We start from the raw sequence: 15965 nt of genomic DNA, 5'->3' as shown, positions 1-15965 counted from the left end.
TCAGGCGACCTCGGACGAGGGGCTCATGGCGGTGACTCCTTCGGTCGGAGGGGGTGCGGGATGCGCGGGACCGGCCTCCCGGTCCAGGCGTTCGGCCAGGGCGCGGCCGACGACGGCGAGGGCGGCGTCGGACTGCACGAGCCCGAGGTGGTCGGCGTCGACGCCGACCCGTTCGATCCGGCCCGTCACATGCGGGCGCCAGGACTCGGCGCCGCGGCGGGCCAGCTTGCCGGCGTCCGCCCGTTCGGCCGCGAGCACCAGCACGTCGCCGTCGTAGGTGCCGGGGGTGTGACCGCGCATCAGGCCGGCGTTGTTCATGAAGACCTGGAGGACGGCGGCCAGTTCGTCCTCGTCGAGGCGGCCCATCGGGTCGCCGGCGGCGTTCAGGAACGCCCGGTAGCGGGCGGAGGGGAAGCGGCCGCCGGTGAGTTCCTCCTCGGTGACGGCGAACCCGGCGTCGCGCAGGTTGTGCGCGAACACCTCGGCCAGCGGGGTCTCCACGCCCGCGCCCGCCTGGCGCGGATAGGCGTCCAGGAAGGCCAGCAGCTCCACCTCCTGTCCACGGGCGCGCAGCTCGCCCGCCATGGCGAAGGCCACGTTGCCGCCGAGCGACCAGCCGAGCAGCCGGTACGGCCCCTCGGGCTGCGCTTCCTGGATCAGGTCCGTGTACTCGGCGGCCATCTCCTCCAGCGTGGCGGGCAGCGGGCCGTCGCCGTCGAGGCCGGCGGCCTGGAGGCCGTAGACCGGGATGTCGGCCGGCAGGTGGCGCACCAGGCCCGAGTAGCACCAGCTCATGCCGGAACCGGGGTGGACGCAGAAGACCGGACGTCCGGTGCCGGCGGCGCGCAGCGGGAGCAGGCGCTCCATCGGCTCCCGGCCGCCGCGCGCCGCGAGCCGCACCGCCAGGTCGGCGACGGTCGGCGCGGCGAACAGGTCGCGCACGCCCAGCTCCTCGCCCAGCTCGGCGCGGACCCGCTCCACGAGCCGGATGGCGAGCAGCGAGTGGCCGCCCAGGTCGAAGAAGCCGTCGTCGAGACCGACCAGGTCCAGGCCGAGGACCTCGGCGAAGAGCCGGCACAGGGTCTCCTCGCGCGGGGTGCGCGGGGAGCGGCCCTCGACGGTGCGGTACTCGGGCGCCGGCAGGGCGCGGTGGTCGAGCTTGCCGTTCGAGGTGAGCGGCAGTGCGTCCAGGACGACGAGGGCGGCGGGCACCATGTACTCGGGCAGCGAGGCACGCAGCCGCTGCCGCAGCGCGGCGGTGTCCACGGCGGCCCCCGCGTCCGGCACGACGTAACCGACGAGACGGCGGTCGCCGGGCGTGTCCTCGCGGACCAGCACCGCCGCCTGCGCCACGCCGGGCTGACGGGCCGTCACCGCCTCGATCTCGGCGGGCTCGACGCGCATACCGCGCAGCTTGACCTGGCTGTCGGTGCGGCCCAGGTACTCCAGGTCGCCGTCCGCGGTGTGCCGGACCAGGTCGCCGGTGCGGTACATCACGCTGCCCGCCGGACCGTACGGGCTCGCCACGAAGCGGCCCGCGGTCAGCGACGGCCGGCCGAGGTAGCCGCGGGCCAGGCCGGGGCCGCGCACGTACAGCTCACCGGGCACGCCCGGCGGCACCGGCTGGAGGGCGGCGTCCAGGACGTAGCCGGCGGTGTCGGCGACGGGGGTGCCGATCGGCGGGACGACCGCGCCCGCCAGCGGGGCGCTCATGGTCGCGCAGACCGTGGTCTCCGTCGGCCCGTACGAGTTGCGCATCAGGCGCCCGGCGGACCAGCGTCCGACCAGTTCGGGCGGGCAGGTCTCGGCGGCGACGACCAGCGTCGTCCCGGCGGGCAGCGCCCCCTCGGGGATCAGCTGGAGCACCGCGGGCGTGATCGCCGCGTGGGTGACCCGGTGGCGCACCGCCAGCTCGGCGAGGGCGGGCCCGGGGACGGTGCCGGGTTCGGCGACGACCAGGGCGGAGCCGGTCAGCAGGCCCATCGCCAGCTCCCAGAACCCGCCGTCGAAGGCGGGCGACAGGTGGTGCAGGACGCGGCTGCCGGGTACGACGCCCAGCTGCGAGGTGAAAATGTCCAGCAGGGCGGGCAGCCCGGTGTGCGTCACGGTGACGCCCTTGGGGCGGCCGGTGGTGCCGGAGGTGTAGATGACGTAGGCGGGGTGGCACGGCAGCAGCGGCGCCAGGCGGTCGGCGTCGCCCAGGTTCCCCGGGTCCCGGTCCGCCGCGGGTTCCTCGTCCAGCAGTATCCGGGGCACGTCCGTGTCCGGGAGGCCCGCGGCGACCTCGGCCGTGGTCAGGAGCGCGACCGGCGCCGCGTCGTCCAGGGTGCCGGCGATGCGTTCCGCCGGGTGGGCCGGGTCCAGCGGCAGGTAGGCGGCGCCGGTCTTGGCCACCGCGAGGACGGCGACGGGCAGTTCGACGGAGCGGGGCAGGGCCAGCGCGACCAGCCGCTCGGGGCCCGCGCCCCGCGCCACCAGCAGCCGCGCCAGCCGGTTGGCGCGCGCGTTCAGCCGGGCGTAGGTCAGGGACTCGTCGCCGAGGACCACCGCCTCGGCGTCGGGGCGCTCCCGCACGTGCCGCTCGAACAGGTCCGGCAGGGTGGCCGGGGCGAGGCCCTTCGCGGTGGCGTTCCACTCCTCGACGACCCGGTGCCGCTCGCGCGGGCCGAGGACGTCGATGCGGCTCAACGGCCGGTCGGGGTGGGCGGCCGCGTCGGCGAGCACCCGCACGAAGCGGTCCACCAGCGCTTGCGCGGTGCCGTGGTCGAACAGATCGGTCCGGAAGTCGAGGACGCCCGACACGCCGTCGGGGGTGTTGTCCGCGGCCCGGCGCTCCGTCACCGAGAACCCGAGGTCGACCTTGGCCGCCGTCGCCGCCGAGCCGCCCACCCCGCTCACGGTCAGCCCGCCCGGCAGCGCCGGCGCGCCCTCGCCGTCCGCCCGCCGCGGGGCGGTGCTGCGCAGCGCCAGTACCACCTGGAAGAGGGGGTGGTGGGCGAGGGAGCGGGTGGGGTTGAGGGCTTCGACGAGGCGTTCGAAGGGGAGGTCCTGGTGGGCGTAGGCGGTGAGGTCGGTGTCGCGTACGCGGGTGAGGAGGTCGCGGAAGGTGGGGTTGCCGCTGGTGTCGGTGCGCAGGACGAGGGTGTTGACGAAGAAGCCGATGAGGTGGTCGGTGGCGTCGTCGGTGCGTCCGGCGATGGGGGTGCCGATGGGGATGTCCTCGCCGGCGCCGTGCCGGGTGAGCAGGGTGGCCAGCGCCGCCTGGAGCACCATGAACGTGGTGGTGTTGGTCGACCGCGCCAGGTCGGTGAGGCGGGTGTGCAGCTCGGCGGGGACGGTGAAGGTGACCCGGTCGCCGGTGTGGTCGGCGGTGGCGGGGCGGGGCCGGTCGGTGGGCAGGTCCAGTTGCTCGGGCAGGTCGGCCAGCTGCCGCTTCCAGTAGTCGAGCTGCCGCCCCGCCAGGCTGTCCGCGTCGGTCTCGTCGCCGAGGACCTCCTGCTGCCAGAGCGCGTAGTCGGCGTACTGGACGGGGAGCGCCTGCCAAGCGGGCGCGTCGCCGGCGCGACGGGCGGTGTAGGCGGCGGTGAGGTCCTGGGCGAGCGGGGTGCGGGACCAGGCGTCGCTGGCGATGTGGTGGACCAGCAGCAACAGGACGTGCTCCTGCTCCGACAGCCGCAGCAGCCGCGCCCGTACGGGGATGTCCGCACCCAGGTCGAACGAGTGCCGGGCCGCGCGCGCGAGGTCGGCCTCGTACTCGGACTCCGTGGACTCGGCCGTCTCGAAGACCAGCCGGACCTCCTCGGGGCGGTGCACCACCTGCCGGGCCCCGCGCTCGTCCTCGGCGAACGTCGTCCGCAGGCTCTCGTGCCGCCCGATCACGTCCAGCAGCGCCTCGCGCAGCGCCTCCGGGCGCAGCGGGCCGGAGAGCCTGAGCGCGGTCGGGATGTTGTAGGTCGGGCTCGGCCCTTCCAGCAGGTGCAGGAACCACAAACGCTGCTGGGCGTACGAGAGCGGGAGGCGCTCGGGACGGGGACGCGCCGTCAGCGCGGTGCGCGCCCGGCCGGCGTGGTCGAGCGTCCCGGCGAGCGCGGCCGGTGTCGGCGCCTCGAAGAACTGCCGGATGGACAGCTCGGCGCCCAGCGTGGTGCGGATCCGGCTGACCAGGCGGGTGGCGAGCAGGGAGTGCCCGCCGAGGTCGAAGAAGTCGTCGTCGACGCCCACGCTCGGCAGCGACAGGACCTCCGCGTACAGGTCGCAGAGGATCTCCTCGCGCGGGGTGCGCGGGGCCCGGCCCGCGCTCCGGCCGGTGTACGTGGGCGCGGGCAGCGCCGCACGGTCCAGCTTGCCGTTCGGACTCAGTGGCAGGGCGTCCAGCGTGACGAACGCCGACGGCATCATGAAGTCGGGCAGTGAGCGGGCCAGTCCGGCGTTGACGGCGGCCTCGTCCCAGCGGTCGCCGTCCGGTACGACGTACGCGACGAGGCGCTGGTCGCCCGGCTGGTCCTCGCGCAGGACGACCGCGGCCTGGCGCACACCGGGACCGGCCATGACGGCGGCCTCGAGCTCGCCCAGCTCGATGCGGTAGCCGCGCAGCTTGACCTGCCGGTCCGCGCGGCCGGCGAAGACCAGCTCGCCCGCCTCGGTCCAGTGCGCGAGGTCACCCGTGCGGTACATGCGGCTGCCCGGCGCGCCGAACGGGTCGGCCGGGAACCGCTCGGCGGTCAGGCCGCCCCGGCCCAGGTAGCCGCGCGCCAGCTGCACGCCCGCCAGGTACACCTCGCCGTCGAGGCCCGGCGCGACCGGCCGCAGTGCCGCGTCGAGGACGTACACCCGCACCCCCTCGTGCGGGGTGCCGATCGGCACCGGGCCCGGCGGCACCGGGCGGCCCGGGTCGATCCAGTGCTCCAGGCAGTGGCCGGTGGCCTCGGTGGGCCCGTAGACGTTCACCACCGTCACGTCCGGCATGGTCGCGCGCCAGGGTGCCAGGACCTCGCCGCGCAGCTCCTCGCCGCCCAGCGTGATCGTCCCCGACGGTGAGACGTCCTCGGGCATGGTGGTGAGCAGGGCCAGGTGGGATGGGGTGCCCTTCATGAACGTGGCCCGGCGGAAACCGGGTTCGCTCACGGCGGTCTCGGCGAGGGTGCGCAGGTCCGTCAGCCGGACGCAGCCGCCGCTGATCAGCGGGGCGTGCAGGGAGCCGACGCTCTGGTCGAAGGAGGCCGAGGCCTGCATCACGGACAGCCCCGAGACGTCCGGCGCCTGCGAGGACCGGCAGTGCCGGACGAACGCCGACAGCGCCCGGTGCTCGATCACGACGCCCTTGGGGCGGCCCGTCGTGCCGGACGTGTAGATGATGTACGCCGGATGCCCCGGCAGCAGGGGGCCCGAGCGGTCGGCGTCGGTGAGGCCGCTCCCGGAGTGCCGGGCCAGCGACCTGCCGGTGCCGGGATCGTCCATGACGAACGTCAGCGGTCCGCCGCTCTCCTCGCGGATCCGGGCGTCCACGTCGGAGGTGGTGAGGACGAGCGCCGGATCGGAGTCCTCGATCATGTAGCGGACGCGGTCCGGCGGGTACTCCGGGTCGATCGGCACGTAGGCGCCGCCCGCCTTGAGCACGGCCAGCATGCCGACGACCAGTTCGGTGCGGCGCGGCACCGCGACGGCCACGGGCCGTTCCGGGCCGACGCCCAGCTCGACCAGGCGGCGGGCCAGCCGGTTGGCCGCCGCGTCCAGCTCGGCGTAGGTCAGCCGGCCGTCGGGGGCGATCAGCGCCGTCTTGGCCGGGGTGCGCGCCACCTGCTCCTCGAACAGGTCGGTGAACCGCTCAGCGGGCCGCACGTCGTCCGAGCCGCTCCACTTCTCCAGGACGGTGCCGCGCACCTCCGGGTCGAGGAGCGTGACCGCGCCGACCCGGGTCTCCGGGCTGTCCAGGATCGTGCGCAGCGCCCGGCGGAACGCGGCGACCACCGCCCGGACCCGCCGCGCGTCGAAGACCTGCGGCAGATAGCCCAGCGAGAACCGCAGGGTCTCCCGGGGCAGAGCCAGCAGGCCCAGCGGATAGTGCATCTGGTCCTTCGAGTGGACCTTGAGCACTGTGGGGAGGTCGCCGTCCGCGGTGGCGCCCGGCGGCCGGCCGCGGCTGGAGTTCAGCGGGTAGTTCTCGAACACCATGGCCGTGTCGAACAGTTCGCCCGAGCCCGCCCAGCGCTGGATCTCCGCGAGCCCCACCCACTGGTGGTCGATCAGCCGCGCCTGCTCGCTCTGCGTCCGGCGCAGGAACTCCGCCAGCGACTCGGCGGGCCGCAGCCGCACCCGCAGCGGCAGGGTGTTCATGAAGAGACCGACCATCGTGTCGACACCGGGCAGCTCCGGCGGACGGCCGCTGACCGTCACGCCGAACACCACGTCGTCCCGGCCCGTCAGGTGCGACAGCACCAGACCCCAGGCACCCTGGATCACCGTGTTCACCGTCAGCCCGTGCGACCGGGCGAAGCGGGTCAGGGCGGCGCTCGCCGCCTCGTCCTCGGAGAAGTCGATCCGCTCGGGCGCCGCGGTGAGCGCTCCCCGGTCCGGCGCCACGATGCTCGGGGTGTCGAACCCGGTGAACGCGTCCGTCCACGCCTGCCGGGCCGCGTCCCGGTCCCGGCCGCCGAGCCAGCCCAGGTAGTCGCGGTAGGGACGCACCCGGGGCAGGGCGGTGGCGTCGCCGTGCACCGTGTACAGCGTCATCAGCTCGCGCAGCAGGATCGGCATCGACCAGCCGTCCAGCAGAATGTGATGGAGCGTCATCAGCAGACGGTGGCGTCCCGGGGCGAGCCGGACCAGGGTGAAGCGGATCAGCGGCGGCCGGGACAGGTCGAAACGCGTCCAGCGGTCCCGCTCGGCGATCCGCTCCGCCGCGGCCTCGCGCTCCTCCTCGGCCACGGCCGCCAGATCCTCCTCGCCCCACGGCAGGTCGGCGCGGCGGGGGATGAGCTGCACCGGGCGCTTGAGGCCCTCGTGCCGGAACGCGGCACGCAGGTTGGCGTGCCGCTCCAGCAGCGCCTGCCCGGCCCGGCGCAGCCGCTCCGGGTCCGTGTTCCCCTCCAGCTCGATGAAGACCTGGACGTTGTAGGCGTCCAGTTCCTCGTCGTCGAAGAGGTTGTGGAACAGCATCCCCTCCTGGAGCGGGGACAGCGGCAGGATGTCTTCCAAGCCGGACTTGGCCATCAGAGGGAGCCCCATTCGCTCTCGAGTCGGGTGATGTCGTCCTCGCTGAGCGAGGTGAGGGAGACGTCCGAGGGGGTCAGACCGCTCGCCTCGGGCCGGCCCGCGTGCTCGACCAGCGCCTTCAGGGCCCGGAACCAGCCCTCTGCCAGGCGCCGCACCTCGCCCTCGGAGAGCACGGCGTCCGCGTACGTCCAGACGCTGTGCAGCCTGGGCCCCTCGTCGGTGTCGTGGGCGCCCGCGACCAGCTCGACGGGGTGCGCGAGCGGCGTGTCCGGGTGCTGGCCCGCCACGCCCCGCCCGAGCACGCTCCACGCCTGCGGCCCGGCGCCGGGGCCGGCGTCCCGCCCGCCGGTGTACCGGCCCAGGTAGTTGAAGCCGAACGCAGGCACCGGCAGCGCGGCGAACCGGTCCCGGGTGCGCGGGTTGAGGTGACGGAGCAGGCCGTAGCCGACGCCGTCGCGCGGTACGGCGCGCAGTTGCTCCTTGACGCGCTTCAGGGCCCGGCCCGCGGCGGCACCGCCGTCCCACACCTGTGGCCACTCCCACTCGTCGACCTCCGGGCGCAGCGGCACCGGGTGCATCGACGTGAACCAGCCGGTGGTGCGGGTGAGGTCGGCGCCCGGCACCAGGTGCTCGTGGCGGCCGTGACTCTCCAGGTCCACCGTGACCGGCGCGCCCGCGCCGCCGCCCCGGGCGCGCCGCCAGTCGGCGACGGCCAGGCCGAACGCCGTCAGCAGCAGGTCGTTGATCTCGGCGCGGAACACCCCGGGGACCCAGGTGAGGAGCGCGTCGGTGGTCTCCGCGTCCAGGTCGAGGACGACCTGACCGGAGCGGCCGTGGGTGTCGCGCGCCGGGTCCAGTGCCGGGTCCGTCGGCTCGGCGGCCGGGCGGACCGCGTCCAGCCAGTGGTCCGTCTCCGCCTCGGTGACGGCCGTGCCGGCGAGGTCGCGCAGCGCACCGGCCCACTCACGCCAGTGGGTGCCGGCCGGGCTGAGCGGGCTGCCCTCGTAGGCGGCGGCCAGGTCCGGCACGAGCAGCCGCCAGCTGACGGCGTCCACGGCCAGGTGGTGGGCGACCAGGACCAGCAGCCCCGGCCGGCCGGGACCGCGGTCGATCCGGCAGGCGCGCAGCATCCGGCCGTCGGCCGGGTCCAGCCGGTCGCGTTCGGCGACGGCCGCCTCGGCCACCAGGGCACGCAGCGCGTCGTCGTCGGCGTCCGGCGCCCGCAGGTACGTGACGAGGTCCGCGGCGTCCACCGTGCCGGGCTCGGGGACGGTCATGGTCCAGTCCCCGGCGACCCGCAACCGCAGCGAGTCGTGCCGGTCGACGACGGCCCCGAGGGCGGCCACCAGCCGTTCCTCGTCGAGGTCCGCCGGCACGGACACCACCACCGACTGGTTGAACGGGGCGGTGGGGCCGCCCAGTCCCGCGAACCAGCCCATGATCGGCGTGGCCGGCACCGGCCCGCTCGCCGGCACCTCCTCGCGCCGCCCGGCGTCCGGCTCCGGCTCCTCCGCCCCGTCCAGCGCCTCGGCGATGTGGGCGACGCTCTGGTGCTCGAAGACGTCCCGCACGGAGAGCGTGAGGCCCTTCGCGCGGGCCCGGCTGACGAGCTGGATGGAGAGGATGCTGTCGCCGCCGAGGTCGAAGAAGCCGTCGTCGACGCCGACGGACTCCAGGCCCAGCGCCTCCGCGAACAGCGCGCACAGCAGCTCCTCGCGCGCCGTCGTCGGCGCCCGGCCGGTGCCGGCGGCGACGTAGTCCGGCGCGGGCAGCCGCCCCCGGTCCAGTTTGCCGTTCGCCGTCAGCGGCAGCTCGGCCAGCCGGACGAACGCCGACGGCACCATGTAGTCGGGCAGCGACTCGCGCAGCCACTCCCGCAGCTCCCCGTCCGAGGGCACGGGTCCGGCGTCGGCCACCAGGTAGGCGACCAGCCGCCGGTCGCCCGGCCGGTCCTCGCGTACGACCGCCACCGCCTCCGGCACCGCGGGGTGCCGCGACAGGGCCGACTCGACCTCGCCCAGCTCCACCCGGAAACCGCGGATCTTCACCTGGTCGTCGACGCGGCTGATGAACTCCAGGTCGCCGTGCCGGTTCCAGCGCACGATGTCACCGGTGCGGTACATCCGCTCGCCCGGCCCCCCGAAGGGGTCGGCGACGAACCGGGACGCGCTCTGACCGGGGCGGTTCAGATAGCCGCGCGCCAGCTGCACCCCGGACACGTACAGCTCGCCCGGCACCCCGGCCGGCACGGGCTGCAGGTACGGGTCGAGGACCAGCATCCGGGTGTTCGGGAACGGGCGGCCGATGGTCAGCACACCGTCCGCGAGGTCGTCCGGCGTCTCGACCCGCCACGTGGTGCAGCCGACGATCGTCTCGGTCGGGCCGTACTCGTTGAGGACCCGGGCCCCCGGGTGCGCGGCCAGCAGCGACCGCACCGCGCGGCCGGTCAGCGACTCGCCGCCCAGGACCAGCTCCCCGTCCGGCACGCACACCCCGGGCAGCCCGGTGATCAGCGGCAGATGGCTGGGCGTCGCCTTCAGGAACGTCATCTGCGGCAGGTCCGCGGGCACCTCGCCGTCCAGCGCCCGCTCGTGCAGCTCCTCCAGGTCCGCGAGGTGCACACAGCCGCCGTTCAGCAGCGGCGCGAACAGCCCGGTCACGGTGAGGTCGAAGGAGAGCGGCGAGTGCAGCAGGGCGTTGCCCGCCACGCCCGGGTACAGCTCCGCCGACACCGCCAGGTAGTTGAGCACCGGCTGGTGCTCGACGAGCACCCCCTTCGGCCGGCCCGTCGAGCCCGACGTGTAGATGATGTACGCCGCGTTCCACGGCGACAGCGGCTGCGTCCGGTCCTCGTCCGTCAGGTCGTGCGCGGGCTGCGCGGCGAGCCGGGCCGTCACGTCCGGGTCGTCGAGGAGCAGCCGGGGCAGCTCGTCCGGGAACACCCCGTCCGGGACCGCCGACGTGGTCAGCGCACACACCGGCGCCGCGTCCTCGGTCATCGTCGCGATCCGCTCGCGAGGGCTGCCCGGGTCGACCGGCAGGTACGCCGCGCCCGTCTTCAGCACCGCGAGCACCGCCACCCCCATCTCCACCGACGGCGGCAACGAGATCGCCACCACCTGCTCCGGACCCGCCCCGGACTCCGCGAGGAGGTGGGCGAGCCGGTTGGCGCGGGAGTTCAGCTCGGCGTACGTCAGCGTCGTCCCGTCCGCCGAGAACGCCGGGTCCCTCGGGGTCCTCGCCACCTGCTCCTCGAACAGCTCCGGCAGGGTCCCCTCACGCTGCGGACGCGCCGTGTCGTTCCACTCCTGGAGCAACTGCCGCCGCTCGGCCGGGTCCAGCAGGCCGATCCCGCCGATCGGCAGGTCCGGGTCGGCCGTGACCGAGCCCAGTACTCCGAGCAGCCGGGAGATCAGCGACTCCGCGGTCTCCCGGTCGAACAGCTCCGTGCGGTACTCCAGCGAACCCCGCATGCCCGCGGGACCGCCCGACGCGTCGTGCCGCTCGCCGAAGGTCAGCGACAGGTCGAACTTCGCCACCCCGGTGCCGGCCGTCATCCGGGTCGCGTTCACCAGCGCGTCACCGTCACCGGACGCGGCCCGCGGAGCGTTCCGGTCCGCCGTGTTGTTGAACGTGATCATCACCTGGTACAGCGGGTGATGGGCCAGACTGCGCGCCGGGTTGACCGCCTCCACCAGCCGCTCGAACGGCACCTCCTGGTGCGCGTACGCCGCCAGGTCGCCCTCCCGGACGCGGCCGAGCAGTTCCCGGAAGGTGGGATTGCCGCCGGTGTCCGTGCGCAGCACCAGCGTGTTCACGAAGAACCCGACGAGATCCTCGGTGGCCGCGTCGTTGCGCCCGGCGACCGCCGTGCCGATCGGGATGTCCTCTCCCGCCCCGAGCCGCGTCAGCAGCGCCGCGAACGCCGCCTGCGTCACCATGAACAGGCTGGAGTGCGTGGCGCGCGCCAGCTCCGTCAGCCGCGCGTGCAGCGCCGCCGGCACCGTGAACGCGACGCGGTCGCCGGTGTAGCCGGCGGTCGCCGGCCGGGGCCGGTCGGTGGGCAGCTCCAACTGCTCGGGCAGCCCGGCCAGCGCCTCCTTCCAGTACGCCAGCTGCCGCCCCGCCACGCTCTCGGGGTCGGACTCGTCGCCCAGAACCTCGCGCTGCCACAGCGCGTAGTCCGCGTACTGCACCGGCAGCGGCTCCCAGCCCGGCGCGTCACCCGCGCGGCGGGCCGCGTACGCGGCCGTCAGGTCCCGGGCCAGCGGCGCCATGGACCAGCCGTCGCTGGCGATGTGGTGGACGAGCAGCAGCAGGACGTGGTCCGTCTCCGAGACCCGGAACAGCCGCGCCAGGAACGGGATGTCGGCGGTCAGGTCGAAGACGTGCCGGGCCGCGTCCGCCACCCGCTCCTCGACTTCCTCGGCGGTGACGTCGACGACGTCCAGGCGGTGGGCGGACGGGTCGGCGGGCAGCACGGTCTGCCACGACCCGTCGTCGTCCGCCGCGAACACGGTCCGCAGACTCTCGTGCCGCTCCAGCACGTCACCGACCGCCCGCCCCAGCGCCGCCCGGTCCACCGGACCGGACAGCCGCAGCGCCGTGGGCACGTTGTACGTCGCCGAGGGCCCCTCGAACTGGTGCAGGAACCACAGCCGCTGCTGCGCCGGCGACAGCGGCACCCGCTCCGGGCGTTCCCGGGCCACCAGCGGCGTCCGCGCGCCCGCCGCCCCGTCCAGTACTCCGGAGAGCCCCGCGATGGTCGGCGTCTCGAAGAACTGCCGCACGGACAGCTCGACGCCCAGCGCCGTCCTGATCCGGCTCACCAGCCGGCTGGCGAGCAGCGAGTGCCCGCCCAGGTCGAAGAAGCCGTCGTCGATGCCGACCCGGTCGACACCCAGCACATCGGCGAAGAGCGCGCAGAGGATCTCCTCGCGCGGGCCGCGCGGCCCCCGGCCCGCCGGCTCACCGTCGTACTCCGGCGCGGGCAGTGACTTGCGGTCCAGCTTCCTGTTCGGCGTCAACGGCAGCGCGTCGAGCGCCACGAACGCCGTCGGCACCATGAACTCCGGCAGCCGTCCCCGCAGCCGCTCCCGCAGCTCCCGCACGTCCGGCGCCGGGCCCGCCGGGACGACGTACGCGACCAGCCGCCGGTCACCCGGGCGGTCCTCGCGTATCGTCACCGCCGTCTCGGCGACCGACGGGTGCCGGACCAGCTCGGCCTCGATCTCCCCGAGTTCGATGCGGAAGCCGCGCAGCTTGACCTGCTGGTCCACCCGGCTCAGGTACCGCAGCGCTCCGTCCCTGCGCCGGCACACCAGGTCCCCGGTGCGGTACATCCGCGTCCCGGCCGGTCCGTACGGGTCGGCGGTGAACCGCTCCGACGTCAGCGAGGGACGCCGGTGGTAGCCCTGCGCCAACTGCTCCCCGGCCAGGTACAACTCACCGGGCACGCCCACCGGGACCGGCCGCAGCGCCGCGTCCAGCACGTACGCCGACGTGTTGGCGAGCGGGACGCCGATGACCGGCCCGGACTCGGCGACGTCGGCGGCGGTGGCCCAGATCGTCACCTCGGTCGGACCGTAGAGGTTCGTCACGGAACGGGCCCGCTCCGTCAGCGTGCGCGCCAGCTCGGGCGGCAGCGCCTCCCCGCCCACCAGGACGCGCACATTGGCCAGCTCGTCCGCGGCCACGGCCGTGACGCCCTGCCACAGGCTCGGCGTCGCCTGGACCATGGTGACTCCAGACGCGGTCACGGCACGCAGCAGCGCGTGCGGGTCCTTCGCGGTCTCCTCGTCCGCGAGTACCAGCACCGCCCCGTGCAGCAGCGGCAGGAAGATCTCCAGACCCGCGATGTCGAAGCCCACCGTGGTGACGGCGAGCAGCCGGTCGCCGTCGGTGGGAGCGAACCGCCGGCCCATGTCCGCGAGGAAGTTCCCGAGCGCCGTGCGCGGCACCACCACGCCCTTGGGGCGTCCCGTGGATCCCGAGGTGTAGATCGCGTACGCCGGGTGCGCGCCGAGGGCCGGACCCCGCAGCTCGTTGGCGCCGAGGTCACCGCTCGCGTACCCCGCCAGCTCCGCCTCCGCGACCGGCTCGGTCAGCGTGAGGGCGGGCCCCGCGTCCTCCAGCATGTACTCGACGCGGTCGGCCGGATAGTGCGGGTCGACCGGCAGATACGCCGCCCCCGACTTCAGCACCGCCAGCAGCGTGACGACCAGCTCGGCCGACCGCGGCAGCGCCACGGCGACGAAGCGGCCCGGAGCCGCGCCCCGCGCGACGAGGTGCCGGGCCAGCCGGTTGGCCCGTGCGTTCAGCTGCCCGTACGACAGCCGCGTGTCACCGAACTCCACGGCCGTCGCGTCCGGCGACCGCCGCGCCTGCCGCTCGAACAGCCCGACCACCGAATCGGCGGGCGGCTCCGCGGCGGTGTCGTTCCACTCCTCCAGGACCAGCCGCCGCTCGGCCGCGTCCATGATCTCCAACTGCCCGACGGGCCGCCCCGGGTGGGCGACCGCCGCCGCCAGCAGCCGCACCAGGCGATCGGCCAGGTCCCGGACGGTCTCCCGGTCGAAGAGCGCCGTGCTGTACGTGACACCGCCGCTCATGCCCTCGCAGACGTTGCCGTCGCCGAAGTGCTCGGCCAGCGCGAACGACAGGTCGAAGCGCGCCGAGACCGACTCCGACGCCACCACCTCGGCCGCGAGATCGGCGAACCGTTCCGCCTTCGCCCCCTGCGTGTTGTGCAGGGTGAGCATCGTCTGGAAGAGGGGGTGGTGGGCGAGGGAGCGGGTGGGGTTGAGGGCTTCGACGAGGCGTTCGAAGGGGAGGTCCTGGTGGGCGTAGGCGGTGAGGTCGGTGTCGCGTACGCGGGTGAGGAGGTCGCGGAAGGTGGGGTTGCCGCTGGTGTCGGTGCGCAGGACGAGGGTGTTGACGAAGAAGCCGATGAGGTGGTCGGTGGCGTCGTCGGTGCGTCCGGCGATGGGGGTGCCGATGGGGATGTCCTCGCCGGCGCCGTGCCGGGTGAGCAGGGTGGCCAGCGCCGCCTGGAGCACCATGAACGTGGTGGTGTTGGTCGACCGCGCCAGGTCGGTGAGGCGGGTGTGCAGCTCGGCGGGGACGGTGAAGGTGACCCGGTCGCCGGTGTGGTCGGCGGTGGCGGGGCGGGGCCGGTCGGTGGGCAGGTCCAGTTGCTCGGGCAGGTCGGCCAGCTGCCGCTTCCAGTAGTCGAGCTGCCGCCCCGCCAGGCTGTCCGCGTCGGTCTCGTCGCCGAGGACCTCCTGCTGCCAGAGCGCGTAGTCGGCGTACTGGACGGGGAGCGCCTGCCAAGCGGGCGCGTCGCCGGCGCGACGGGCGGTGTAGGCGGCGGTGAGGTCCTGGGCGAGCGGGGTGCGGGACCAGGCGTCGCTGGCGATGTGGTGGACCAGCAGCAACAGGACGTGCTCCTGCTCCGACACCCGGAAGAGCCGCATCCGCACGGGCAGGTCTGCCGTCAGGTCGAAGGGGTACGACGCGGCCTCCGCCACCCGGTCCGCGACCTCCTCCTCGGACACGTCGACGACCGTGAAGGGCGTCGCGGCGACCTCCGCGGGCAGCACGATCTGGTACGCGCCCTGCTCGTCCTCGGTGAAGACCGTGCGCAGGCTCTCGTGCCGGGCGATCAGATCCCCGGTCGCAGCGCGCAGGGCGTCGTGGTCGAGGACGCCGGTGAGACGGAGGGTGGTGGGGATGTTGTAGGTCGCCGAAGGGCCTTCGAGCTGGTGGAGGAACCAGAGGCGCTGCTGGGCGTACGACAGCGGGACGCGCTCGGGACGCGGCTTCGCGGTGAGTGCGGTGCGGACGGTGCCGGAGGTGTCGAGGGCGTCGGCGAGTCCCGCCACGGTCGGCGTCTCGAACAGCTGCCGGATCGGCAGCTCGACACCGAGGGTGCTGCGGACGCGGCTGACGAGGCGGGTGGCGAGGAGGGAGTGTCCGCCGAGGTCGAAGAAGTTGTCGTCGATCGTCACGTCACCCACGCCGAGGATCTCGGCGTACAGGCCGCAGAGGATTTCTTCGCGGGGGGTGCGGGGGGTTCGTCCGGTGGTGGTTGTGGGGGTGTAGGTGGGTGTGGGGAGGGCTTTGCGGTCGAGTTTGCCGTTGGGGGTGAGGGGGAGGGCGTCGAGGGTGACGTAGGCGGTGGGGCGCATGTAGTCGGGAAGGGCGTGGGCGACTGCGTCCCGGAGGGTGGTCTCGTCGTATTCGTCTGTGGTGACGATGTAGGCGACGAGTCGTTGGTCGCCGGGGGTGTCTTCGCGGAGTTGGACGGTGGTTTGGGTGATGCCGGGCTGGGTGGTGAGGGTGGTTTCGATTTCGCCGAGTTCGATGCGGTGGCCGCGGAGTTTGATCTGGTGGTCGGCGCGGCCGTCGTAGGTGAGGTGGCCGTGGTGGTTCCAGTGGGCGAGGTCGCCGGTGCGGTAGAGCCGGGTGCCGGGGTCGCCGAAGGGGTTGGCCACGAACCGCTCGGAAGTCAGGGCGGGGCGGGCGTGGTAGCCGCGGGCGAGTTGTTCTCCGGCGAGGTAGAGCTCTCCTGTGACGCCGGGGGGTACGGGGCGTAGGGCGGAGTCGAGTACGTAGGCCTGGGTGTTGGCGAAGGGCCGTCCGATGGGGACGGGGCCGTCTTCGGTGCCGTCGAGGTGGTGGTCGGTGATGTTGACGGTGGATTCGGTGGGTCCGTAGGCGTTGATGACCTGCACGTCGGGGTGCTGGGTTCG

The 15965-nt window shown here is 74.2% G+C and carries 2 protein-coding genes; both read right to left on the bottom strand.

Going from position 1 to position 15965, the window contains the following annotated elements; all coding sequences use genetic code 11:
* The gene (locus ACFW47_RS32485; RefSeq protein WP_386307955.1) at window positions 1-7209 is read right to left on the bottom strand and encodes an amino acid adenylation domain-containing protein; all 7209 of its coding nucleotides are present in this window, start codon (window positions 7207-7209) and stop codon (window positions 1-3) included.
* On the bottom strand, window positions 7209-15965 hold an 8757-nt coding region (locus tag ACFW47_RS32480; protein WP_386307953.1), incomplete at its 5' end, for an amino acid adenylation domain-containing protein. The genes ACFW47_RS32485 and ACFW47_RS32480, both read right to left, overlap by 1 nt.

The sequence above is a fragment of the Streptomyces sp. NPDC058796 genome, assembly GCF_042745235.1.
Classification (GTDB): domain Bacteria; phylum Actinomycetota; class Actinomycetes; order Streptomycetales; family Streptomycetaceae; genus Streptomyces.
Note: the sequence above shows the minus strand (reverse complement) of the source record. Positions and strands in the feature narration are given on the sequence as shown.

Coding starts and splice junctions, on each gene's coding strand:
- ACFW47_RS32485 (WP_386307955.1), bottom strand. CDS start 7,209: ATGGCCAAGTCCGGCTTGGAAGACATCCTGCCGCTGTCCCCGCTCCAG.